Raw genomic sequence first — 20406 nt, 5'->3', positions numbered from 1 at the left:
GCCGCCGACTACGTCGGCGGCCACCAGCCTGTGGAAGGCCGGCCCGGGTACTGATTGGTTGACGTCGCGCGTACCGGAGTGCGGCGCCGGTCGCTGCGGTACGGCCCGCGGCGGTGCTCGCGTACCTGACGGCTCGGGAGCGTGCCTTACGCCAATGTGCTAACAGTGGTCCTTCTGGGATTTGGCAGCGACGGCCCTAGCTTCCTTTAGGAGCTTGGCGACGGCGGCCTGGTAACTGGCTCCCTTTCTTTTCCAAGCCGCAGTCTTCACGGCTACCTGGTTCAAGAGATCCTTGATGTCGTCGGCATCCGGTGCGTTAGGCGGCGTGTATCCGGGTAGCGCAGCTGTGGCCTGCTGGTATGCAGACAGATCACGGTCCAGCTGGGCGGCAGCATCCTTAGCTGCTTGGATGTCGCCGGTCAGGCTGCTCATATCGCTGTCGATGCTGTAGGAGTCGCTTTCGACGCTGTAGGCATCGCTTTCTGCACTGTAGGCGTCGCTGCACGCCGACGACTCGTCCTGCTCCCTATTGGCCTTCGCGGCGTTGGTCTTCGCGCTCGCGAGGTGCTCCTTCGCAGCGGCCAAGTCCCCTTCAAAATCAGAAAATGAGGGCGGCTTGGCAAGCTCATCCCGCACGGCCGCAACGTCATGCGCCACTGCTTCAGCTGCCCTTGTTATCTGCTTCTGGCTCTCCTGAAGAGAAGCTGCGGCGCCGAACTCGCTACAGCTGCCTGGCGAGCTGACAGGTTGGCATCGGCCTGGGCTTGCACCTCCGCAACCTTCCGGTTGTAGGTGTCGGTGGAGCCGGATGCGAGCATAAGAGGGGCGGTCGAGCCGTCTTCTTGCGGCACCTGCAACGTCATCTCAGAGCCGGAGACCGTGCCCGAGAGGTTGGTGACGAGTCCGAACCCCTGGGGGAAGCTGAGGGTCATTGCCTCGCCGTCCATTGTGCCCGTGAAGGCGGCGTGCGTCGACTCCGTCGTGGTCGGGTCGGAGCTGTTCAGGCTCGTCTGGTCCAGCGTTCCTGAGAGGGTGCCTTCCTTCCGGGAAACTTGAATCATGACGGCGCTCGTGGTGGCCGCCCCTACCCAGGTGTGTGGAAATCCCCCGACTCGGCTGGTGATGCTCGAACACGATGTCGCGGTTACACCCGGTGCGAGTAACAGGCCGGCAACCAGGAGTCGGGCAGGCCGCAGACGCATTTGCACCAGCGGAATTTAGCGACCTTTCTGGCAGGGGAGGTAGCCGCCGTTCGGACGACGAAAGTGCCAGTTTGCATGAGAGCCAACGGGCTCGCGTCACGGGTCGTGCACCTCGTATGGTGACGCGTCATGCGGCGATCGCCCGGGCCGCGGCGTACATGTCGGCGGGGAGCGGATGCTGCAGCCGCCAGAGGATCCGCATCGGCCGGTCGCCGCTGTGCTCCTGGTACGTCATCGGCCCGACATACAGGTACGGCGGTGCACCCAGGTCGCGGTCGGCGACCTTGTTCTCCCGGACGAACAGGTGCACCGTCGACCCTTGCTTGACGTGGTTGATGTAGCGCTGCCCGGTCGCTGACGCCGACGACGTGGTGCTCTGCGACTCCCACTGGAACAGGCTGTCGGTGATGGCCCGGTCGGCGTACATCGTCGTTGGGGAGTAGTGCTCCTCGGACTTGACCAGGGTGACGAAGAAGAGGTCTGCCTGCTCGTCCGGCAGCCACTTCACGCCCTCGCGCAGCGACCCCGGGTTCGTCATCCCGAAGGCCGCGCACGCCTCGTTGCGGCTGTAGCGGGCGTGCACCCGCAGCGGCACCCGCGCCGACTCCGGCTCCGCGGTGACCCGGTGGATGCGGTCCCGCAGCACCTCGGCGACCTGGCGCAGCTCCGCGCAGCGCGTCGGCTCCGCCCAGAGCCGCTTTAGCCGGGCGTCTCGCTCGGCCAGCGGCACCGACGGCCCCCAGAGGCTGAAATGCAGCATATCCAGCAGCCGGCCGCTGCCCGGGTGTTCGCCGCTCGCGACCCGAGTGAGGACGTCCAGCCGGTCGATGTCGTCGATGTGCAGCATCCGCCCGATGGCCCGGCCGAGCTCGCGATCGTCCGGCCCGCCGGCCGAGGTGTCGATGCCGGCGAGGCGCCGCAGCCCTGCCCAGCCGCCGATGCTCGCCGACCGGTAGACGTCCTCGATTTCGAGGCCGCTCTCCCGCAGGAACTCGGCCAGGCTCACGTCACCGAGCTGCCGCAGCTCCGCCACCAGGCCGTTCTTCGACGTCGGTAGGGCCGACTTCAGGTTGGCGAGCACGCGCTCCTTCGCCACCCGGTCCAGCTCGATGTGGCAGCCACTCGGCAGCGACGGGAAGTCATCCCGGACAGCCGCCTCAACCGTCCGCCGACTGACCCCGGTCAGCGCCCGCCAGCGCAGGTCGAAGCGGAAGTTGGCGTGCTGCCCGCCGATGAAGTCGAGCACGGTCAGGCAGGGCTTGTCGTCGTCCAGGCGCAGACCCCGGCCGAGCTGCTGCAGGAAGATGGTGGCGCTCTCGGTGGGGCGAAGCATGAGGATCGTGTCGACCATCGGCAGGTCGACGCCCTCGTTGAACAGGTCGACGGTGAAGAGCACCCGTAGCTCACGGTTGCGGAACGCCGTCAGCAGCGCCTGCCGCCCGGCGGCGTCGACCCGCGAGGTCACCGCCGCCGACGGTACGCCGTGCTTGGTGAACCAGTCCGCCATGAACTCGGCGTGCCCGATGCTCACGCAGAAGCCGAGCCCCCGCATCCGCCCGACGTCTGCGGTGTCGCGTACCGCCCGCAGGACCATCCGGGCCCGGGCGTGGTTGCCGGTGTAGACGCCGTCCAGCTCGGCCGGGTCGTACCCCAGCCCGCGCTTCCAGCGCAGCTGCGACAGGTCGACGTCGTCGTGCAGCCCGAAATACTGGAACGGCGCCAGCAACTGCCGCTCGAGGGCCTCCCACAGGTGCAGCTCCACCGAGGCGCGGCCGTCGAACCACCGCCGCACGTCGCCGCCGTCGCTCCGATCGGGGGTCGCCGTCAGCCCCAGCAGCACGCGTGGCTGCAGCCGTTCCAGCAGCCGCGCGTACGTCGGCGCTTCGGCGTGGTGGAACTCGTCGACGATCACCATGTCGTACGCCGCGGGGTCGATTTCCTGCCGATGCAGCGACTGGATCGAAGCGAAGACGTACTTCCAGTCCCTCGGCCTGTCGCCGCCGACGAGGGTCTCGCCGAAGCTGCCGTCCCCCATCACTTGCCGGAACACCGAGCGGCTCTGCCGCAGGATCTGCTCCTGATGGGCGACGAAGAGCAGCGAGTCGACTTGGCCGGCCTTGCGCAGCCGTCGGTAGTCCAGCGCCGCCACCACGGTCTTGCCGGTGCCGGTCGCCATCACCACCAGATTTCGCCAGCGGCCGTGCACCAGCCGCTCGGCGTCCAAGTCGTCGAAGATCTCCTGCTGGTAGGGGAACGGGCGGACGTCCAGGTTCGCGATTTCGGTCGGCGCTTCGTCATGGCGCTCGCCGCGCAGCGCGATGCGCAGCCGGTCGGCGTCCTTCGCCGGGTCGTACGCCTCGAAGGCGGAGTCGTTCCAGTAGTCGGTGAACGTCGCCTCGAAGGTGTCGATGACGTGCGGCTGCTCAAGGTTGGAGATCCGCACGTTCCACTCCACGCCGTCGACTAGCGCGGCCTTCGACAGGTTCGATGAGCCGACGTACGCGGTGGTGGTGCCGTTGTTGCGGCGGAACAGCCACGCCTTGGCGTGCAGGCGGGTGGTCCTGGTCTCGTAGGAGACCTTGATCTCCGCGCCCAGCTCCGCGAGCCGGTCCAGGGCCCGCTGGTCGGTGGCGCCCATGTATGTCGTGGTGATGACCCGCAGCCGACCACCGCGGGCGATCAGGTCGCGGACGGCGCCCTGCACCTGGAGCAGGCCGTGCCACTTGATGAACGCGCAGAGTAGGTCAACCTCGTCGACGGAGGCCATCTCGTGGGTGACCTCGTGGCCGATGCGCGGCTGGTGGCGGCCGTTGACCAGCAGCGCGCCGGTGGAGAGCGGGGTGGTGGGGCGCACCGGGAAGGTGGGTGCGGCGGGCGGCGTCGGTGGGGGCGCGATGGAATGCAGCAGACGCTGCGCGTCGGCAACCTGGTCGTTGGCGCCGACCGCGCGCGGCTCGGCCTGGGCGATGCTGTCGGCGATGTGGTTGGCCAACTCGACCTGGCGGGCAACCTTGTCGTCGCCGCCGCCTACGGCGAGCAGGGCGCGGCGGGCCAGTGCCGCGATGTGCCTGGCGAGTACGTCGTGGGCGTCGGCCGGGTCGAGCTTGTCGTGCTGGACCAGGGCGGGGTCGACGTGCTTTAGCCGTTCGGCGAGCTGGTGGGTGATGAGGTGTTCGTAGATCCCCCGCTCAAGATCAGTCACGCCGTGAACCTAACCGACCCGCGCCGTAGTGCGCTGCCCGTGGCGTCCAGCGCATGCGTCCCGCCACCTGTTTCGCGCACGGAAGGAATTCTCATCCTCGCTGGTCCCTGGTCTCCTCGGTCTCCTTCGAGAGGAGTTCGGAAACGCGCTTAAGGACCTGCATATAAATGCCTTCGTTTACTGTGCAATAGACCGTTTCCTGGAATTCTTGGGCGAGTGCTTGGGCGATCGGCTCGACGAGCGGGTCCGCTTGTGACGGTCCCGACCTTGCCAGCCGGGGACGGATGACGGGCGTGCTAGCCGGCAGCTCAGCGCTCTCTGCCGGCTCAAGAACAGGTGCCTGGTTCGGCAAATCAAGGGGAGGCACGTTCGGGTCTGCGTAGACCACGTCGAGGAACTTTGTGGTCCGCGTCAGCGCGATGTACAGGAGACGCTCCCCACGCGGGTCCTCACGAGCGATGTGAGCAGGCTCAACCACGATAACGCTGTCGAACTCCAGGCCCTTAGCGCCGCGAGGGCTCACGACGTTGATGGAACTTCCGAGCTCACCCTGATCGGCGTCCATCCACGCCACTTCCTGCTCTGTGAGCGCTTGCTCCAGCTCTTGACGGCAAGACTCGGCGCAAACGATGCCGACAAAGCGGCCCTTGCCAGCGTGTGCCTGAGCGATCTCAACGGTGGCCGCAGCGCGACGAGCCGGCGTCACATGGTGGCGGCCCGGATCGGCCGGTGCGTCACGCACCACCGTAGGCTGGGCAACTCCCGGGGCCGCTGTTGCTAGCAGGGGCGCTGCAAATTCATACACCTGACGCGGAACGCGGTAACCGTACTTGAGATCTTCCACCTGATGAGGGTGTTTGCGGGGAAGGTGGGCAAGGACATCGCTCCAGTTGTCGCGAGCGGCAGCGCCGGTGGACTGCGCGATGTCCCCCACCAGTGTGATGGCTCCACTACTGGAGCGTCGCGCGATAGACCGGAGTTGCATCGCTGATAGGTCCTGAGCTTCGTCAACCACGATGAGGCCGTAGCGCTGTGGCGTGCCGTTGAGCAGGGCATCAGCCTCGTCGAGCAGGGCGAGGTCAGCCTCGCTCCACGTCTCGTCCCCTGGCCCTTTCCGCGAGCCGCGGTGTAGCAGCGCAAGCTCCTCGGCGTTGAAGTCCTCGGATGCTGGCGTCTTGAGCCGGTCAGGTGCGGCGAAGAGCTCTCCGACTAGGTCAGTGGCCGCGAGCCGGGGCCAAATCCGATCAGTAAGATCGGCTGCTGCAGTACCGAGCGCGCTAGGGGTGAGTCGGCGGTCCGCGTGCTGGATAAGAGTCTTGACTCGATCCCTTAAGGACCGACGGCGTACGTTGTATGGGCCTTGCTGGCGAAGTGTGCTGTTAAACGCTTCAGTAACTTTCTCAAGGTCAAGCCGGACCTGCCGGTTGTTGCCGCGGACGGTGGTGAGCATCGCCGATGACGGGGGATTGATCCTGGTGGCCAAAGCTATCCGAAGCAGCTTGGACAACCTAGCCTCGCCTTTAAGTCGGGCCGCCTCGGGGGTGTCAGTACGTCCAATAGGGACAGCGGGGGCTAGTCGGTTGATGGACAGATGCTTGACGTCGTGGTCTCCGAGGCTAGGCAAGAGCCCTTTGATGTAGCGAGTAAAGGTTGTGTTAGGTCCTACGACGAGGACTTCGTGAGCCGGAAGGCGGGACTGGTTGTTGAAGAGAAGCCAGGAGACGCGGTGCATCAAGATAGCCGTCTTGCCGGTTCCGGGGCCGCCCTGAATCACGAGCACCTGATCCATCGGCGCGGTGATGAGGTCATACTGCGCAGCCTGGATCGTGCGGACGATCTCCCGCATCTCGCCCGAGCGTTTGCGATTGAGCTCGCGGAGCAGCGCGGCGTCGGGCCCCTTCTGTAGAGGCTCATCTGCCTTTGCGTCGAGCGCCTCAATTTGGCGGGCCAGAGCGGCAAAGACAGTCTCCTCGAAGTCGACGACGTTGTGTCCGTCGAATTCGAAGGTTCTCTTGCTGATGAGGCCGTGGGGGTCCTGGGGCGACGCGTTGAAAAACGGCTTCGCGGCGCCGAGCTTCCAGTTGATGACCAACATCGTGCCATCGGCATCTCTGATGGAGGAATGGCCGATATACAGGGTGTCCTCGGCGTCGACTATCCGGCCCAGGGCCACCGGGCTGTCTGGGGGGGCCGAGGATCTCCGCGAGGTTGGACGAATCGCGGTGGCCGTTGACGGTGATGGCAGACCTCAGCTCGCGTTTCTGCTCGCGCACCTTCAGTGCATGCCTGAGGTAGGCCTGCTCCCGGCCCAGCTCGTCCGCCTTCGCCACCGCGTCAACCTCCATGGTGCTTGTTATGGGGTGCACTGTAGGGCCGATGTCGCGCTCGCGGGGGACACGCAGATCGCACGCCTGCCCGTGGGTGCGGAAACTGCCTGTGACCTGCGCCTTTCTGCCCCGACGATCGGCATTGAAGCAGCGCGCGTGATCCGTTGCTCCGGAGCGGGATCCTGCCCTACCAGCCGTTTCATGTCGCGCCTTCGTCGAATCGGTGCGCCGATCAGAAGGAGGGGTCTTCCACGCTTCCTCCTGGTCGCGGCACCCGCTCCGCGGCGAGGTCGCTGACAACTGCCGCCACCATCTCGCGGAGCCGCCGGAGCTCCCCTGCGGTGAGGCCGAGCTCGTAGCAGTGGTGGTGGCCCGCCCGGGACAGCGCCGCCCAGGCGTAGCCGGCCCGGGCGGCGATGTGCCGGCCAGCGTAACGATCGAGGATCAGGAACTGCGGCGATCGGGCGCGCAGCCCGGCCACCTCCGGATGGAGCCGCAGCCAGTAGTCGTCCATGGCCGCCTCGAGCGCGAGTCGAAGCAGCCAGGCACACGCGCGCGGCCAGGCGCCGCGGGTGCCGCGCACGACGCTGGTCAGCAACTGGTCGGCCGCCTGGAGGCAGCTCTGCGGCAAAGCGGCGGTCGGAACGGTCGTCATCGCAGCTCCTCGGCGAGTCGGCAGCAGTCTCGGACGAGCACGTCGAGGTCCAAGGTCCCGGGCCCGTGCACCCCTTGCTTGCAGGCCTTGAATGCGTCTCCGGCCCAATGGCCGAACTGATTGAGCCGGCTCAGCACCTTGCCGCCCTGGTGCATGTCACCGAAGAGCGCCAGGGCCGCCACCTGGTTGAGCGCCAGCGCCTTCTCGATGAGCTCCTCGACGTCGCCGTGCCGCTCGCCGCGACCGATGCGTTCGCGTCGGATCCGTTCGTGGCAGGCAGCTTCGAGCGCCGACCGGCAGAAGCCGGAGACCAGGGGATAGCGGGCGTTGTCGGCCAGCCCTTCCGCCTTGAGGATCGCGTAGGCGTCGTTCAGGTACCGCTCGATCGGGTCGCTGTTCTTCCGGATCTCGACGACCGACTCATCGCGGCGGGTGACCGCCCAGATGGTGGCCTCGATGCGCAGCCGGCGGATCGCCTCGGGCAGCCGGTTGTCGTGGGTGAAGACGACGACCTGCCGGGTCTCCGCCAGGCCGGCGAGCACCTGGGCAAGGCCGTCGACCTTCGATGGGTCCATGCTCTGCACCGGGTCGTCGATGATGACGAACCGGAACGGGCTGTCGTCCGCGCAGGCGCGGGGCAGGAACACCGACAGGCCAAGCGCCTGGAGTTCACCCTGGCTCATGACGGCCATCGCCGAGGTGGTCGTCCCGTCTACCTTCGCCGGGAAGGAGATCTTGCGGCGGGTGTTGGTGCCGTCGAGCCGCATCCCGCTCAGCTCGACGTTGCTCTCCTGGCGCAGCTCCTCCCAGATCTCCTGCGAGCGCTGGGCGAAGGGCTGGAAGAGCTCGTTCCGCAACTCGTCGATGGCCTTCGTCAGCCACTCGCGGGCGGCCTTGACCCGCTTGAACTTGGCATCGCTGTCGGTGCCGACCCGAGCCCGAGTCAGCCAGTCCTGCAGGGCGACGGCGTGCTCACGCCAGGCATCGTGGCGCTGCCGCAGCCAGGCGAGCGTTGCTTCTTGCAGCTCGATGAACGCCTCGAGCAGCGGCGGATAGGCGGCCCGCAGGTGGGCGGCCAGCTCGTTGGAGGAGAGCTCGGCCCCGGCCGAGCGCAGCTCGTCGGCCCGCAGGCGGAACCGCTTCACCACGTCGGGCTGGTCGAGCGCGCCGGCCATTGCCTCCAGGTCGTGGGCGCTGATCCGCCGGTCGAGGTCGAGCAACCGCGCGGCCCGGGCCTGCGCATCCTGGAGCCGCCGGGTTCCCTCCGCTACGGCAACGGTGTCGCGCTGCAGCTGATCCAGGGTCTCGCCGGCCTGCGCGCGCCACGTGGCATCGAGCCTTCCCGCGCCGCAGACGGGGCACGGGCTGTCGCCGTGGTCGTCGTGCAAGGTGACCGCCATGCGCAGCAGCTGGGCGGCCTGGTCGGCGGTGCCGGCGCGGGTCGTGGAGAGCTCCCCGACCAGTGCCGCGGCGGCGGCGAGTCCGTCCGCCACTTCGGTGGCGTACCCCTGGTCCGGCAGCGCGACGGCGACCAGGCGGCGAGCCGCGACGGCGACCGGGTCGTGGGTGTCGCTGCCGGCGTCGGCGAGCAGCTGGTCGAGGGCGTCGAGGTCGGGGGTCCGCTTGGCCAGGATCGCAGCCGCGGCCTGTGCGCGCTGGTCGTCGACCTCGGCGAGCGCGGTACGCAGCGCGTCACGCGCCGCCTTGACGGCGGCGATCTGGTCGTTCAGCTCGCGGCGGACCCGCATGAGCCGCCTGTCGGCGTCGACGACCGGGTCCATGCCGAGGATCGGCGCGAGGGCGTCGAAGAGCCCGCTGGGCGTGGAGGTGACGAGCCGGCCGAGGTCGCTGGCGGTGAGGAACGGCCGGTACGCCTCCAGCGGCTTGCGCCACCCCAACTCCGCGGTTTCGGTGTAGCGCTGCCCGTCCTCGGCCAGCACGCTACCGATGCCCTGGTTGGCCTCGGTGTGGTCATCGCGCCAGGTTCGGCGTACACGAAGGGGCTTGCTGGCCCCTTCGGCGCGGAGCTGGACCTCGATCTCGCACGGCGACCCGCAGTGTAGGTTGCGCCAACCGTCCTTGAAGACGCTGTTACGGTCCGCCCAGCGTGCGCTGTTGCCGCTGACGGCGAGCTCCACGGCCTCGGCGTAGCTCGACTTGCCGGATCCGTTGCGACCGATGACGAGGGTGAGCCCGGCGTGGGGCTGCAGTCGCAGGCTCTGCTGTGGACCGACGCCGCGAAACCCGGCGACGGTGACCGACTCCAGGTAGAGCGGCTGCGGGCGCGGCCGCGTGGACGGGTCGCGCTCCGGCAGGTCCACCGGCTCCCCGCTTAGGACGGCATCGAGCGCAGCGTCGCCGACGTAGGCCCCGAGCACGAGGTCCACCACGTCGTCGGCGATGTTGTCCTCGGCCAGCCGGTCGAAAACCTGGTCAAGTAGGGACTGGTCCCCGGCCATATGGCTCTCCCTTCCAGGCGCCACGGTAGGTATTGTTTCCCCACGGCAACAATCCCGAAGACGGGGGATTGCTGGGAAACACTGGAAGTTGTACCATGCCTCTCATGGCTGAGTCCATAGAGAACCTTGAGCGTCGGATTGACGACCTCCGAGCGGCGGTCCGGCGGGCGGTCATCGCGCGCGATCAGCCTCGAGCCCGGGCGCTGCGCGCCGAGCTGCGAGGCGCCGAGCGCGCCTGGGAACAGGCCCTCACCGACCTCGCCGACGACGCCGAGGTCGAAGCTCAGCCGTCAGAACACGACGCCCCGCTAGTGTCGGTGCGTGAACAGGTCCACCACGCCCTCACCCTGCTGTCGGCCCCAGCCGCGCCGAAGCTGATCGCCGAGGTGCACAACGCCTTCTTCGGCTCGGCCGCGACCGGTCTCGCGGCCGGCAAGCTGACCCACCTGCGCCGTGACGAGGAGCGGTCGTTCCGGACTGCGCGGCACTCCCGGCCCTACTACCTCTGCTCAGCCCTGACCGCCGAGCACCTGGCGCCGGCCCGCGGCCTGCTCGCGGTCTCCACGTGGCCGCTCGAGCGGCGCATCATCGGGCCGCTGAGCCCTCGTGTTGATTTCCTGACCGCCGCCATCAAGGTCGCCGAGCATGCCTCGCGGATGTCGAAGGAGAACCTCGGCGTCGTTCGCCTCCTCCGGCGGTTTGCGTCCACCATTCCCGGCGCCGTCGACGGGTACGAGTCCGTGGACTCCGCCGTCGTCATCAAGGCCGCGCGGGCCGAGCTCGAGGTGCACGCCGACGCGGATCGGTCGCAGCGGGAAGCGGCGGCCGAGCGGGGTCGCCGACAGATGGACGAGGCCGAGCAGCTCTTCGGCAGCAAGCTGCGGGTACTCAGGGGGACGGCATGACCAACGTTGGCCAGCGGCTGGCCGCGATTCGGGGCGGAGGCGTCCCGAGCCGGCACAACGCCCGGACCATCGCCGCCCTGACCACGAACCCGGGCTGCGCCCGTCGGGCGGTGCTCGACTGCGCCGGCGTGGACAAGCAGCGACTGGCTGCCTACATCGACTACCCGGCCCGGTTCGGTCAGTCGCAGTTCGCCATCACCCGCGGCAACACCTCACCCTGACCAGCCTCGATGAGGCCACTACCCTCGCCGTAGCCCTACGCGACTCGCTCGGCCACGTCACCGCCATCGACTTCGGCGAGACCACCCTCAGCGAGGAGGATCGCCAGTTCCTGCGTACCCGAATCTGGTGCGACGCCAAGCTCGACAGGGCCGCCCGCTGCCGCCGCCGCAACGACCACGACGGCTCCTGCGGGGCCACGGATGAGGGCCCTCACCGGTAGCCTCCGGGGATGCCCGACGCCACCCACGACGATCTGCTGGCCGGCTTCACGGCTCCCCAGCCGTACACCATGGAGGCCGTCGCCAGCGCTCCCCGCGCGCCCGGCGTGCACGTGGTCCTCGACGGCGGCGTGGTCATCTACGTCGGCCGGACCAGGCGAGGTCTGCGGGATCGCCTCCGGCAGCACCTGACCGGCAACCGCGACTCATCGGTGCTGCACGACCAGGTCGGCCAGCTCCTCGACACCCCGGGCAACGCGGCGTCGGCCGCCGACATCGCCAGCTGGCTGGGCCGCTGCGACGTCCGCTGGCAGGAGACCGACAACCCGGAGGGTACGAAGGAAGCCCTGGTCGTCGCCCTGAAGCCGCGCTTCAACCGGCAGGTGCCGAAGCCACGTCAGGCAAGCGGTGGCGAATAGCGGACCGGCGCGTGGGTGACTGCCCCAAGCCGGAACGGCTCCGTGCTCCGACCTTCGGCGCAGATTGATCTCCATACGGCTGAATGGCCCCGTCGAGAATGTCGAAGCGTGCCTATGCTCTGGGCATCGGGCGAGGCGGCGGTTGAGGACCAGCCGCGTGGGGCGAGTTCGAGGGGCGTGCGTGGGATTCAACGTCGGTGACATCGTTGCCGTTCAAGCCGACCCCGGTCGAGTCGGACCGGTCATCCAGATTCTTCAGAGCGTCGATGGGTTCGGCCGCTATCGCGTCTTCCACGAAGCGGGAAGCATGCGCGAGTACGCAGAGGACCAACTGGTGCTCGCAGCGGCGCAGCAGGAGGCAACGACTGGCGGACTGTCTCCCGAGGAGTTCCGAGCCCGCCTGGTCGCCGCTCGGCTCAGTCACCCGCTCACCGATCACGTCTATTCGCTGCGGGCAGCGCGGATCAAGTACGTGCCGTTTCAGTTCCGGCCGCTCCTGCGCCTCGCCCGCGCCGACGAGCCGCGGCTGCTCATTGCCGACGACGTCGGCGTCGGTAAGACGATCGAAGCCGGCTTGATCATGAAGGAGTTGGCTGCCCGACAGCCGCTGGACCACGTGCTCGTCCTCTGCCCCAAGGCGCTCACGGTCAAGTGGCGCGAAGAAATGCGCCGCTTCGACGAGGACTTCCGGGTGCTCGACTCGTCGAGCTTGCGCTACTGCCTCAACGAGGCTCACCTGGAAGGTGCCTGGCCCGAGGAGTACCGGCGGGCGATCGTGCACTACGAGCTCTTCACCCGCACGGCATACCTGAAGGGGAATGCCAAGCGGAAGAAGGACAAGGGCCTGCGCGAGCTGGACCCGCCGCCTGCCTTCGACCTGGTGATCGCCGACGAGGCACACCACCTGCGTACGCCGGGCACAAACTCGCACGAGCTCGCCGAGTACCTCAGCGAGATCAGCACTGCCCTCGTCCTGCTCTCGGCCACACCGGTGCAAACGCACGCCCGGGACCTGTTCACCCTGCTCAACCTGCTCCGCCCCGACCTTTTTCCGGATCGGCAGACGTTCTTCGAGGTCGTCGAGCCCAATCGACACCTCAATGCCGCCGTGCGGGCACTGCGCAGCGGCGCGCCCGAGGCCGCCAAGGAGGCGCTCGAGGCGTTGGACACTGCGGCGTACACCAACTGGGGCCGGCAGGCGATCGCGATCGATCCCCGGTATGACGACGTGCGCAGGCGTCTGGACGCGGTCAGCTTGACGACCGACGACCGGGTCCGCTGCGTGCGTGAGATCGAGGAGCTGAACACTCTCGCGCCACTGGTGAACCGCACCCGCCGACGGGACATCGGAGGGTTCACCATCCGTGAGCCCCACACCGTGTCGGTGCCGTTCACTCCGGTGCAGCGCCAGTTCTACGATCGCCTGCTGGAAGCCCGCCGGGACCAGTTGCTCATCCGCTACAACCCGGTCGTGGTCCGGCTGATTCTCGACACCCTCGAGAGGCAGGCGTCGAGCTGCCTGCCCGCCCTCGCTCGACGCATCGCGGCGGCCGGCGAGCCGGCCATCACGGATCTGACCGACGCCCCCGAGGCCCAACCGGACGAAGATCCGCCGAGGCTTCCCCTTCCGACGGACCCGGACCTACGTGAGCTGGCCCGTCAACTGCCGCCGGACGATCCCAAACTCCAGCGGCTCCTCCAGGCCGCCAGCGAAGCCCGCACCGTGGACGGTCCCGGAAAGCTCCTCGTCTTCTCGTTCTTCCTCGGCACCCTCGACTACCTCGCCGAGCACCTGACGGCGGCCGGCGTCCGCGTCGGGGTCGTCACCGGACGAGTAGCCGAGCCCGACCGGCAGCGCCTGCGGGACCGGTTCCGCCTCGACCGTGAAAATGCGGAGGCCATCGACGTCCTGCTCTCCAGCGAGGTCGGCTGTGAGGGCCTCGACTACGAGTTCTGTGATCGGCTCGTCAACTACGACATCCCCTGGAACCCCATGCGGATCGAGCAGCGCATCGGCCGCATCGACCGGTTCGGGCAACGCAGCCCCAAGGTACTGATCCTCAACTTCGTCACACCGGACACCGTCGAGGAGCGGGTCTTCTATCGCTGTTGGGACCGGCTGGACCTCTTCCGGGACACGGTCGGCGACCTCGAAGGCGTGCTCGGCGAGATGACGCAGGACCTGGCCGCCATCGCTACCAGCCGGGACCTGACGCCCGAGCAGATGGAGGAACGGGCTCGACAGCTCGCCGACAATGCCGTCCGACTGGTCGCCGAGGCCCGCGGCGTCGAGGACGCGAGCCAGGACTTGCTTGGCTTGGACGACAGTCTCACCCAGGACCTCGACGCCCTCGTTGAAGAGGGCCGGGCGGTCACCGAACAGCAGTTGGAGGAACTGGTTCGGGCGTACCTGACGCGGCCCCCTCTCTCCGGACAACTGGATCGGCTGTCCGAGGACGAGCTGCGGCTCCGACTGCCTCAGTCCGCTCGGTCAGAACTGCTCGCCGCCATCAATCGAAACGAGGCGAGGCTCGGCGGCGGCCGGCCCGTCCAGCAGCTGCGCCATTGGCTCAATGACAAGGACAGCGGCTTGCGGCTGACCTTCTCCGACGAGGCAGCCAGCCGGGATCGGTCGATCACCTTCTTGACCGCCACCCATCCGCTCGTTCGCCTCGCGGTGTCGACCCTCGCGCCCGCTCAGGACCAGCAGCTGCGCGCGCAGCTTCACGTCGTCGATCCGGATCTGCCGGAAGGCCGCTATGTCTTTGCCTGCGACACCTGGGAGACCATCGCCGTGCGGCCGGAGTTCCGCACCGTGGCGTTCGTCGTGGACGCAGCCAGGCTGACGGCCAGCAAGATCGTGGAGCGTCGCCTCTTCGCGCTGCTCGCCAACGCGCTGCCCGGGGATGGCGGACCCGCCGCAGACCTGCAGGACGCGGGAGCGGCACTTGACAGGTACGCCGAGCAGCGCCGCCGAGACGCCGCGAGGGATGCCCACGCCCTCAACCAGGTGTTGCTGGCCCGCCGAACCGGAAGCCTCGAAGCTCACCACCAACGAGCCCTGCAGCGCCTCGACGATCGCCTCACCGATGAGACCGAGCCGCGTATCCGGACAATGCTGACGGCGCAACGAGCCCGGATCGTCCGCGACTTCGATCGGCGCCGGGAGCAACTGGAGGAACGACGCCGGGTCGACATCGTCAGCCACCGGATCGCGGAGGGAGTGCTGACGATCAGCCATGCCAAGTGACTACAAAAGCATCCGCCAGGACAACATTCGGGAGTACGGCGAGGGCACCCGCCACCTGGACTTCCTGCAACGGCTGTACGCCGACCGCACCCACTTCATCCTCGAGTTGCTTCAGAACGCCGAGGATGCTCAAGCGTCGCACGTCACGTTCACACTGCATCCGGACCGACTCGTGGTCGAGCATGACGGCCGGCCGTTCAACGAGCGGGACGTCCGGGGCATCTGCGGGGTCGACGCCTCAACCAAGACCAGCGAGCTGACCAGCATCGGCAAGTTCGGCATCGGCTTCAAGTCCGTCTACGCCTACACCCTTGCGCCCACGGTGCACTCCGGCTCGGAGCACTTCCGCATCCGTCACTACGTGCGCCCCGAGGCCGCCGATGTCCCGCCGGACCTCCCCGACGGCCTCACCCGGTTTGAGTTCCCCTTCGACCGCGAGAATGTGCCTGTCGAGACCGCGTACACCGAGATCGGTGCCGGTCTGAAGAGGTTTGATCCGGTGGCCCTGCTGTTCCTTCAGCATGTCCGGCAGGTCATGGTGGTGGGAGGCAGCGGAGCGGTCACCTTCACGCGGCTGGAGCGCGGCGAGTTGTCGCCAGACGTGGAGCTGGTGGTCCGCCAAAACGATCGGGTGATCAACCACCAGTACTGGGAGGTTTTCCGCCGGAGCTTGGACGGCATCGGCCACCCCGGCCGGCGGGTCGAGATGGCGTTCAAGCGGACGAGTGGGGCACCAGACGCTCCCGTGGAACGGATCCCCCACGCGCCGCTGGTCGTGTACTTCCCCACCGACAAGCCGAGCGGCCTGGGGTTCCTGTTGCAGGCGCCGCTGCGAACGACCCCGGCGCGGGACAACATCCCCGAGCGGGATCCGGACAACGCCCGAGTCATCGTGGAAGCCGGCCACCTGCTGATCGAGGCTCTCGAGGAGCTGCGCCGTAAGGGGCGTCTTGGGTTGGACGTGCTCGACGTCCTGCCCATCACGGCGGTGGATTTCCCAGAAGGTTCCCTGTTGCGGCCGTTGTTCGACGCACTTCTCGAGGCTGTACGGACCCGACCACTTCTGCCGGTCGCCGGACCGTTGGGACACGCTCCCGCCACGCGGATGCGTCTTGCGCGGAGCGCGGGCCTGCGCGAGTTGTTGACGCCGGAACAACTCGGTGCCTTGGAGGGGACGGTCGAGCCGCTCCAATGGCAGCCAGCGCGGCTCACTCGGGAACGGAATCGCGACCTGTGGGACTACCTCCACGACGTCGTGGACATCGACGAGCTCGACGCCGAATGGCTCGTCGACCAGCTCGACAGGACGTTTCTGGAGTCAGCTCAGGATGCGTGGCTCGTTCAGCTGTACCGATTCCTCGCGCAGAGCCCCGCACTGTGGCGCAGGCCGCGGCCGCCCTGGAACCGGCCGGGACCCGCACGGGAGCTACCGACGATCCGGCTGTGCGACGGCCGTCATGTGGTGCCATTCGGTGCCGACGGACGTCCGCAGGCGTACCTGCCCGGACCCGTCTCGTCGAGCTTTCCGACGGTGCGGACGGAGGTCGCTGCCAATGCAGAGGCGCGGGCCTTCCTCGAAGAACTCGGCTTGTCCGAGCCCGACGCCGTGGACGAGGTTCTCGAATACGTCGTGCCGAAGTACGACAATCCGTCCACTGCCATCGACGACGAGCAGCACGACGACGATCTTGCGAAGATCTTCCGCGCGATGCAGGCTGCGACGAGAAGACGCCGGGACACCTTGGTCGAGGTGCTACGCAACACGCCCTTCCTGCAGTGCCGTCCAGCCGGGAGCTCGGCTCTCTCGTTTCGGTCTCCAACCGTCGCGTACTGGTCCCATGAGGACCTGGAGCACTACTTCCTGCCAAGCCCGCACTGCTGGTTTCTGCACGAGCGCTATCGGCCTTACCAACAGGAGCTGAGCGTTCTAGGGGTGGCGCAGGCGGTCCGGGTGCTGTCGTCGCCGCCGAACCCACTCGGGCACGTTGTCATCCGCGCCGACTGGGGCGACCACAGCCGCGGGCTGCACGGGTTCGACCCGAACCTACGCTTCGCCGGCCTCAAAGCTGCCGTGACCCGCCCCGATCGTCGACGATCGACGTACATCTGGAATCACCTGCTGCTGCCTTATGCGAGCCGCCTGCGAGGAATCGTCGAGTCCTCAGGGCGGCAGGACTACTCGAACAGCAAGTCCGTTGAGACGATGTCCGAGGCGCTGGAAGTCCTGATCACTCATGCTTGGATTCCGACGGCAGCGGGCGAGTTCGTAGAGCCTGCCAAACTTTCGCTGGACGACCTACCCGACGACTTTGAGTCGAGCCAAGCCCTTGCTGACGCCCTCGGTATGGTTTCCTCCGCCATCGTGCAGGTGAGCACAGAACTCAACCTGTCTGTGGCGACACTGCGCTTCCTGGCTGAGAACCCGGATGCGGCCGCTGAGCTCGACCAGATGCGTCAACGCCAAGAACAGAAGGAGCAGGATGATGCTCAGCCGCCACCCGGCGCCGCTCTTACTCCTGAGGGGTACGCCGACGCCCTAAAGGATGCTTTCGACAAGCCGGCGGTACACGGCGAGCCGGAAGCTGCCCCAGTGTCGTCCGGCGGTCGAGTTGTAGCCCCAGCAGTCCGCAGGCAGCGGACCCGAGACGCTATCAGCGACGATTTGTCGGAGGAGCCCGCGTGGCGGGACCGGTTCCGAGTCATCGGGCGCAAGGTCTGGGACGGCAAGGACCCGGCAGTCCGGCAGTTCTTGTTGGAGCAGTACGCCGGCCGCTGCCAGATCTGCACTGCTTCCTTTCCCAAGCGCGATGGGACGCCGTACTTCGAAGTTGTTCATCTCGTCTCACATACGGCTGCGGCATGGGTTGATCGTGCCGGCAACACCCTGTGCCTCTGCCCGACCTGCACCAGCAAGTTCCTGCACGGGCAGGTCGAATCTGGCGACCTGCTTGAGCAGATCCAGCAGTGGAAGACAATCGCGGAGGGCGGTGAGGGTAACGGCCTGCGCATCCAGCTTTGCGGGTCGCCCGTGGTCGTCAGCTACACCGAAAAGCATCTCCTCGACCTTCAGGAAATGACCCGCACGGATGAAGCGACGGTGCCCGGGACGTAGACGGACGCTCGTCACCTGGCACGCTGGAAGCTGACTCCCGCTTCTGGGAATGCATCGCGGAGTGTGTTCAGCGTCGGCTCGGTGTTGCGGCCCCAGATCTTGCGCACGACCCAGGTCGTGCCGTCCTCGACAAAAGCGTGCTCCGTGAACCAGCGGCTGACATCTACACCCTCGTACTGCTCGGCGAGGGCGGCGCGGACCTCCTCGTCGGTGTGGTGCTCCCCCTTAATCGGCCGGAAGCGACCTGGAGTGAGCACCTTGCCGATTGCAGCCGCAGGCACCCCCCGCTCCACCAACTTCTCAAGCATGAGACGCACTGCCCGGCGCTTGTTCTCGTCCGGCAGTACCTGGCCATCGACCACAATGTGATAGCGGGTCCAGTCCCGGTTGTCGCTGCTCCGCCGTTCCTGCTCGATGACCTTGCGGCCAACGCGAATCTGATAGTCCGCAGCCTCCGGCAACGGAATCACCTGCTGGATGTCGAGCAGGATCCGCCCGTCGATCTGGTAGGGGATGAGCCGCACGCAGCGGACGTCCATGCCTTCGAACCGGTTGAGCCACAGCACTGCGGTGGTGAGCTCCCGGCCGAAGTCCGCCGAGACCAGCATGATCCGCACATCTGAGGAGACGATCGGGGCTTCGTCACCGTCGCTGACGTCCAGCCAATTGAGCAACTCGATGCGCGCGTCGACCTCGTCCTCCGGCCGTGTCTTGGCCAGATGAGCCTCGTAGGCCGCAACCACCTCCTCGAAGCTCATGGCTGACACCATCGCCGCGTACCGCAGCGCCTGGAGCTCCATGTGCCCACCGTCGTCGGTGCGTTTGAGCTCAATTACAACCAGATGCCCTGCTTTGTCAACGGCGAGCAAGTCAATGCGGCGTCGTGAGTCCTCCCAGTTGCCGAATTCCTCGGCGACGACCAGCAGATCGGGGCTGAGCACGGCGATGTCGTCCCGGAGAAGCCGTTGGAGATCGTTGCGTTCGTAGAGCCCGAGGGCCGCGAACCGCGCGGCGTCGTGCCGCCGCAGGCCTTCCCCATCGATCTCGTAGAGTGGCACGCTTCCTCCTCGCCTATACGACTCGCCCCCATGCTGCCTGAGGTGCGGGCAAGCCTAGGGGCTGGTGAACGAAGGCAGGCTGCCAACCAGGGCCCCGGAGTAGTCCGCGGATGTCCTCTTTGGCCTGATCTTGGTTGATGCCCGACGTAGGGCGAGCACGGCATCTGTGGATCATGGAGTTGTCTAGGCTTCAAGATCCGCAAGGGGTGCCGTGCTCGCCGTGTCATCATCGCTCATGGTCTCGGCGGGTCGCGCCGCGGCTGTCTCCGCGGCACCTGGGTCGGCCACTGCCGAGGGGCTACTCGACCGGTTGGCGGGGGTGACTGACCCTCGTGACCCGCGTGGCGTGCGGTACGCGTTGGCGACCCTGCTCGCGATTGGTGTCTGCGCGATGAGCGCGGTCGGCCATAACTCTCTGACCGCGATCGCCGAGTGGGTTCGCCGTTGTGACCAGCGGGAACTTCGCCGGCTGGGCTGCCCATTCAATCCGTTCACTGGCCGCTACCGGGTCCCGGACGAGCGGACCCTGCGCGACGCGTACAGCAGAGTTGATCCGACTGATCTGACCGCCGTCGGATTCGGGTACCTGGCCACCCTCGCCAGACCCGGACCCGCCCCGCTGACGCCAGACGGTGTGGCGGAGCGGGAGCAACGCCGTGCTCACCGCGCCGTTGCCGCCGACCCTCCGCGCCGCCGGGCCATCGCCGTGGACGGCAAGTGTCTACGCGGCGCCAAGCGCCCCGACGGCAGCCAGGTATTCATCTTGTCCGCCGTGCGTCACGCCGACGCGGTCACTCTCGCGGCCCGCCAGATCGGCGCGAAGACCAACGAGATTCCCGAGTTCGCGCCCCTGCTGGACCAGATCGGTGACACCGACCTCACCGGCTCGGTGATCACCGTGGATGCGCTGCACGCGCAACGCGCCCACGCCGTCTACCTCGTCGAGCAACGCCACGCCCACTACCTGATCACCGTCAAAGACAACCAGCCCACCCTCGCCGCCACACTGCGGGCGCTGCCTTGGAAACAGGTACCCGTCCTGCACCGACAGACCGGCCGCGGCCACGGCCGCGAAGAGATCCGCGAGGTCCAGGTCGTCACCGTGGATGATCTGCTGTTTCCCCATGCTCGCCAGGTCGTGCGGATCCGCCGCCGGCGCCGCCAACTGGGCACGAAGAAGTGGACCACCGAGGTCGTCTATGCAATCACGGACCTGCCCACCCACCAGGCCCGACCCGAAGAAATCGCCGCGTGGGCCCGCGAACACTGGACCATCGAGAACAGCGTGCACTGGATACGCGACGTGACCTTCGGCGAAGACGCCAGCCAGATCCGCACCCACCACACCCCCGCCGTCATGGCCGCCCTCCGCGACAT

The 20406-nt window shown here is 67.4% G+C and carries 12 protein-coding genes and 1 pseudogene; 6 read left to right on the top strand and 7 right to left on the bottom strand.

The genetic code is table 11. The annotated features are described in order from the left end of the window. Positions 1-159: 159 nt before the first annotated feature. The 6 genes from DKT69_RS23260 to DKT69_RS23235 all read right to left on the bottom strand — a co-directional run bounded on the left by DKT69_RS23260 (position 160) and on the right by DKT69_RS23235 (position 9845). Positions 160-636, bottom strand: coding sequence for a hypothetical protein (locus DKT69_RS23260; RefSeq protein ID WP_146231187.1), 477 nt, complete (start codon positions 634-636; stop codon positions 160-162). Positions 637-674: 38 nt separating this feature from the next. Then, positions 675-1061 (bottom strand): hypothetical protein, encoded by a 387-nt coding sequence (locus tag DKT69_RS23255; protein ID WP_109803624.1) that lies wholly within the window; start codon positions 1059-1061, stop codon positions 675-677. A 268-nt stretch (positions 1062-1329) separates the two neighbouring features. Beyond that, positions 1330-4404, bottom strand: coding sequence for a DEAD/DEAH box helicase (locus tag DKT69_RS23250; RefSeq protein WP_109803623.1), 3075 nt, complete (start codon positions 4402-4404; stop codon positions 1330-1332). A 91-nt stretch (positions 4405-4495) separates the two neighbouring features. Continuing rightward, on the bottom strand, positions 4496-6622 hold the full coding sequence (locus DKT69_RS23245) for a HelD family protein (RefSeq protein WP_497529409.1): 2127 nt from the start codon (positions 6620-6622) through the stop codon (positions 4496-4498). Positions 6623-6963: 341 nt separating this feature from the next. Further along, on the bottom strand, positions 6964-7386 hold the full coding sequence (locus tag DKT69_RS23240) for a hypothetical protein (protein WP_109803621.1): 423 nt from the start codon (positions 7384-7386) through the stop codon (positions 6964-6966). Further along, positions 7383-9845 carry an AAA family ATPase gene (locus DKT69_RS23235; protein WP_109803620.1) on the bottom strand — a complete coding sequence of 821 codons (2463 nt, stop codon included), beginning with the start codon at positions 9843-9845 and terminating at the stop codon, positions 7383-7385. Before DKT69_RS23235 ends, DKT69_RS23240 begins: the two co-directional genes overlap by 4 nt. A 104-nt stretch (positions 9846-9949) precedes the next feature. Between DKT69_RS23235 and DKT69_RS23230 the strand changes: the two genes are divergently transcribed. The 5 genes and pseudogenes from DKT69_RS23230 to DKT69_RS23205 all read left to right on the top strand — a co-directional run bounded on the left by DKT69_RS23230 (position 9950) and on the right by DKT69_RS23205 (position 17971). Continuing rightward, positions 9950-10750 (top strand): hypothetical protein, encoded by an 801-nt coding sequence (locus tag DKT69_RS23230; protein ID WP_109803619.1) that lies wholly within the window; start codon positions 9950-9952, stop codon positions 10748-10750. Further along, a pseudogene (locus DKT69_RS23225) lies at positions 10747-10959 on the top strand (hypothetical protein); the annotation flags it as partial. The gene DKT69_RS23230 and the pseudogene DKT69_RS23225, both read left to right, overlap by 4 nt. Positions 10960-11201: 242 nt before the next feature. Next, a complete protein-coding gene (locus DKT69_RS23215) occupies positions 11202-11609 on the top strand; it encodes a GIY-YIG nuclease family protein (RefSeq protein ID WP_109803618.1) in 408 nt (135 codons plus the stop codon). A gap of 181 nt (positions 11610-11790) precedes the next feature. Further along, positions 11791-14859 carry an SNF2-related protein gene (locus DKT69_RS23210; protein WP_146231186.1) on the top strand — a complete coding sequence of 1023 codons (3069 nt, stop codon included), beginning with the start codon at positions 11791-11793 and terminating at the stop codon, positions 14857-14859. Next, entirely contained in the window at positions 14849-17971 is a 3123-nt protein-coding gene (locus DKT69_RS23205) for a sacsin N-terminal ATP-binding-like domain-containing protein (RefSeq protein WP_109803616.1), read from the top strand. The genes DKT69_RS23210 and DKT69_RS23205 overlap by 11 nt, the downstream gene beginning before the upstream one ends. Positions 17972-17982: 11 nt before the next feature. On the opposite strand, the gene DKT69_RS23200 is transcribed toward DKT69_RS23205, so the two are convergent. Continuing rightward, positions 17983-19029: a PDDEXK family nuclease gene (locus DKT69_RS23200; RefSeq protein WP_109803615.1), complete on the bottom strand. Its 1047-nt coding sequence runs from the start codon at positions 19027-19029 to the stop codon at positions 17983-17985. A gap of 235 nt (positions 19030-19264) precedes the next feature. Here DKT69_RS23200 and DKT69_RS23195 point away from each other — a divergent pair. Next, positions 19265-20406, top strand: a 1142-nt coding sequence (locus DKT69_RS23195) for an ISAs1 family transposase (RefSeq protein WP_109803638.1), incomplete at its 3' end; no start/stop codon positions are given.

Source organism: Micromonospora sicca (genome assembly GCF_003172935.1).
Taxonomy (GTDB): domain Bacteria; phylum Actinomycetota; class Actinomycetes; order Mycobacteriales; family Micromonosporaceae; genus Micromonospora; species Micromonospora sicca.
This window is presented reverse-complemented; position numbering and strand designations above follow the sequence as displayed.

Coding starts and splice junctions, on each gene's coding strand:
- DKT69_RS23205 (WP_109803616.1), top strand. CDS start 14,849: ATGCCAAGTGACTACAAAAGCATCCGCCAGGACAACATTCGGGAGTAC.
- DKT69_RS23255 (WP_109803624.1), bottom strand. CDS start 1,061: ATGATTCAAGTTTCCCGGAAGGAAGGCACCCTCTCAGGAACGCTGGAC.
- DKT69_RS23235 (WP_109803620.1), bottom strand. CDS start 9,845: ATGGCCGGGGACCAGTCCCTACTTGACCAGGTTTTCGACCGGCTGGCC.
- DKT69_RS23230 (WP_109803619.1), top strand. CDS start 9,950: ATGGCTGAGTCCATAGAGAACCTTGAGCGTCGGATTGACGACCTCCGA.
- DKT69_RS23215 (WP_109803618.1), top strand. CDS start 11,202: ATGCCCGACGCCACCCACGACGATCTGCTGGCCGGCTTCACGGCTCCC.
- DKT69_RS23240 (WP_109803621.1), bottom strand. CDS start 7,386: ATGACGACCGTTCCGACCGCCGCTTTGCCGCAGAGCTGCCTCCAGGCG.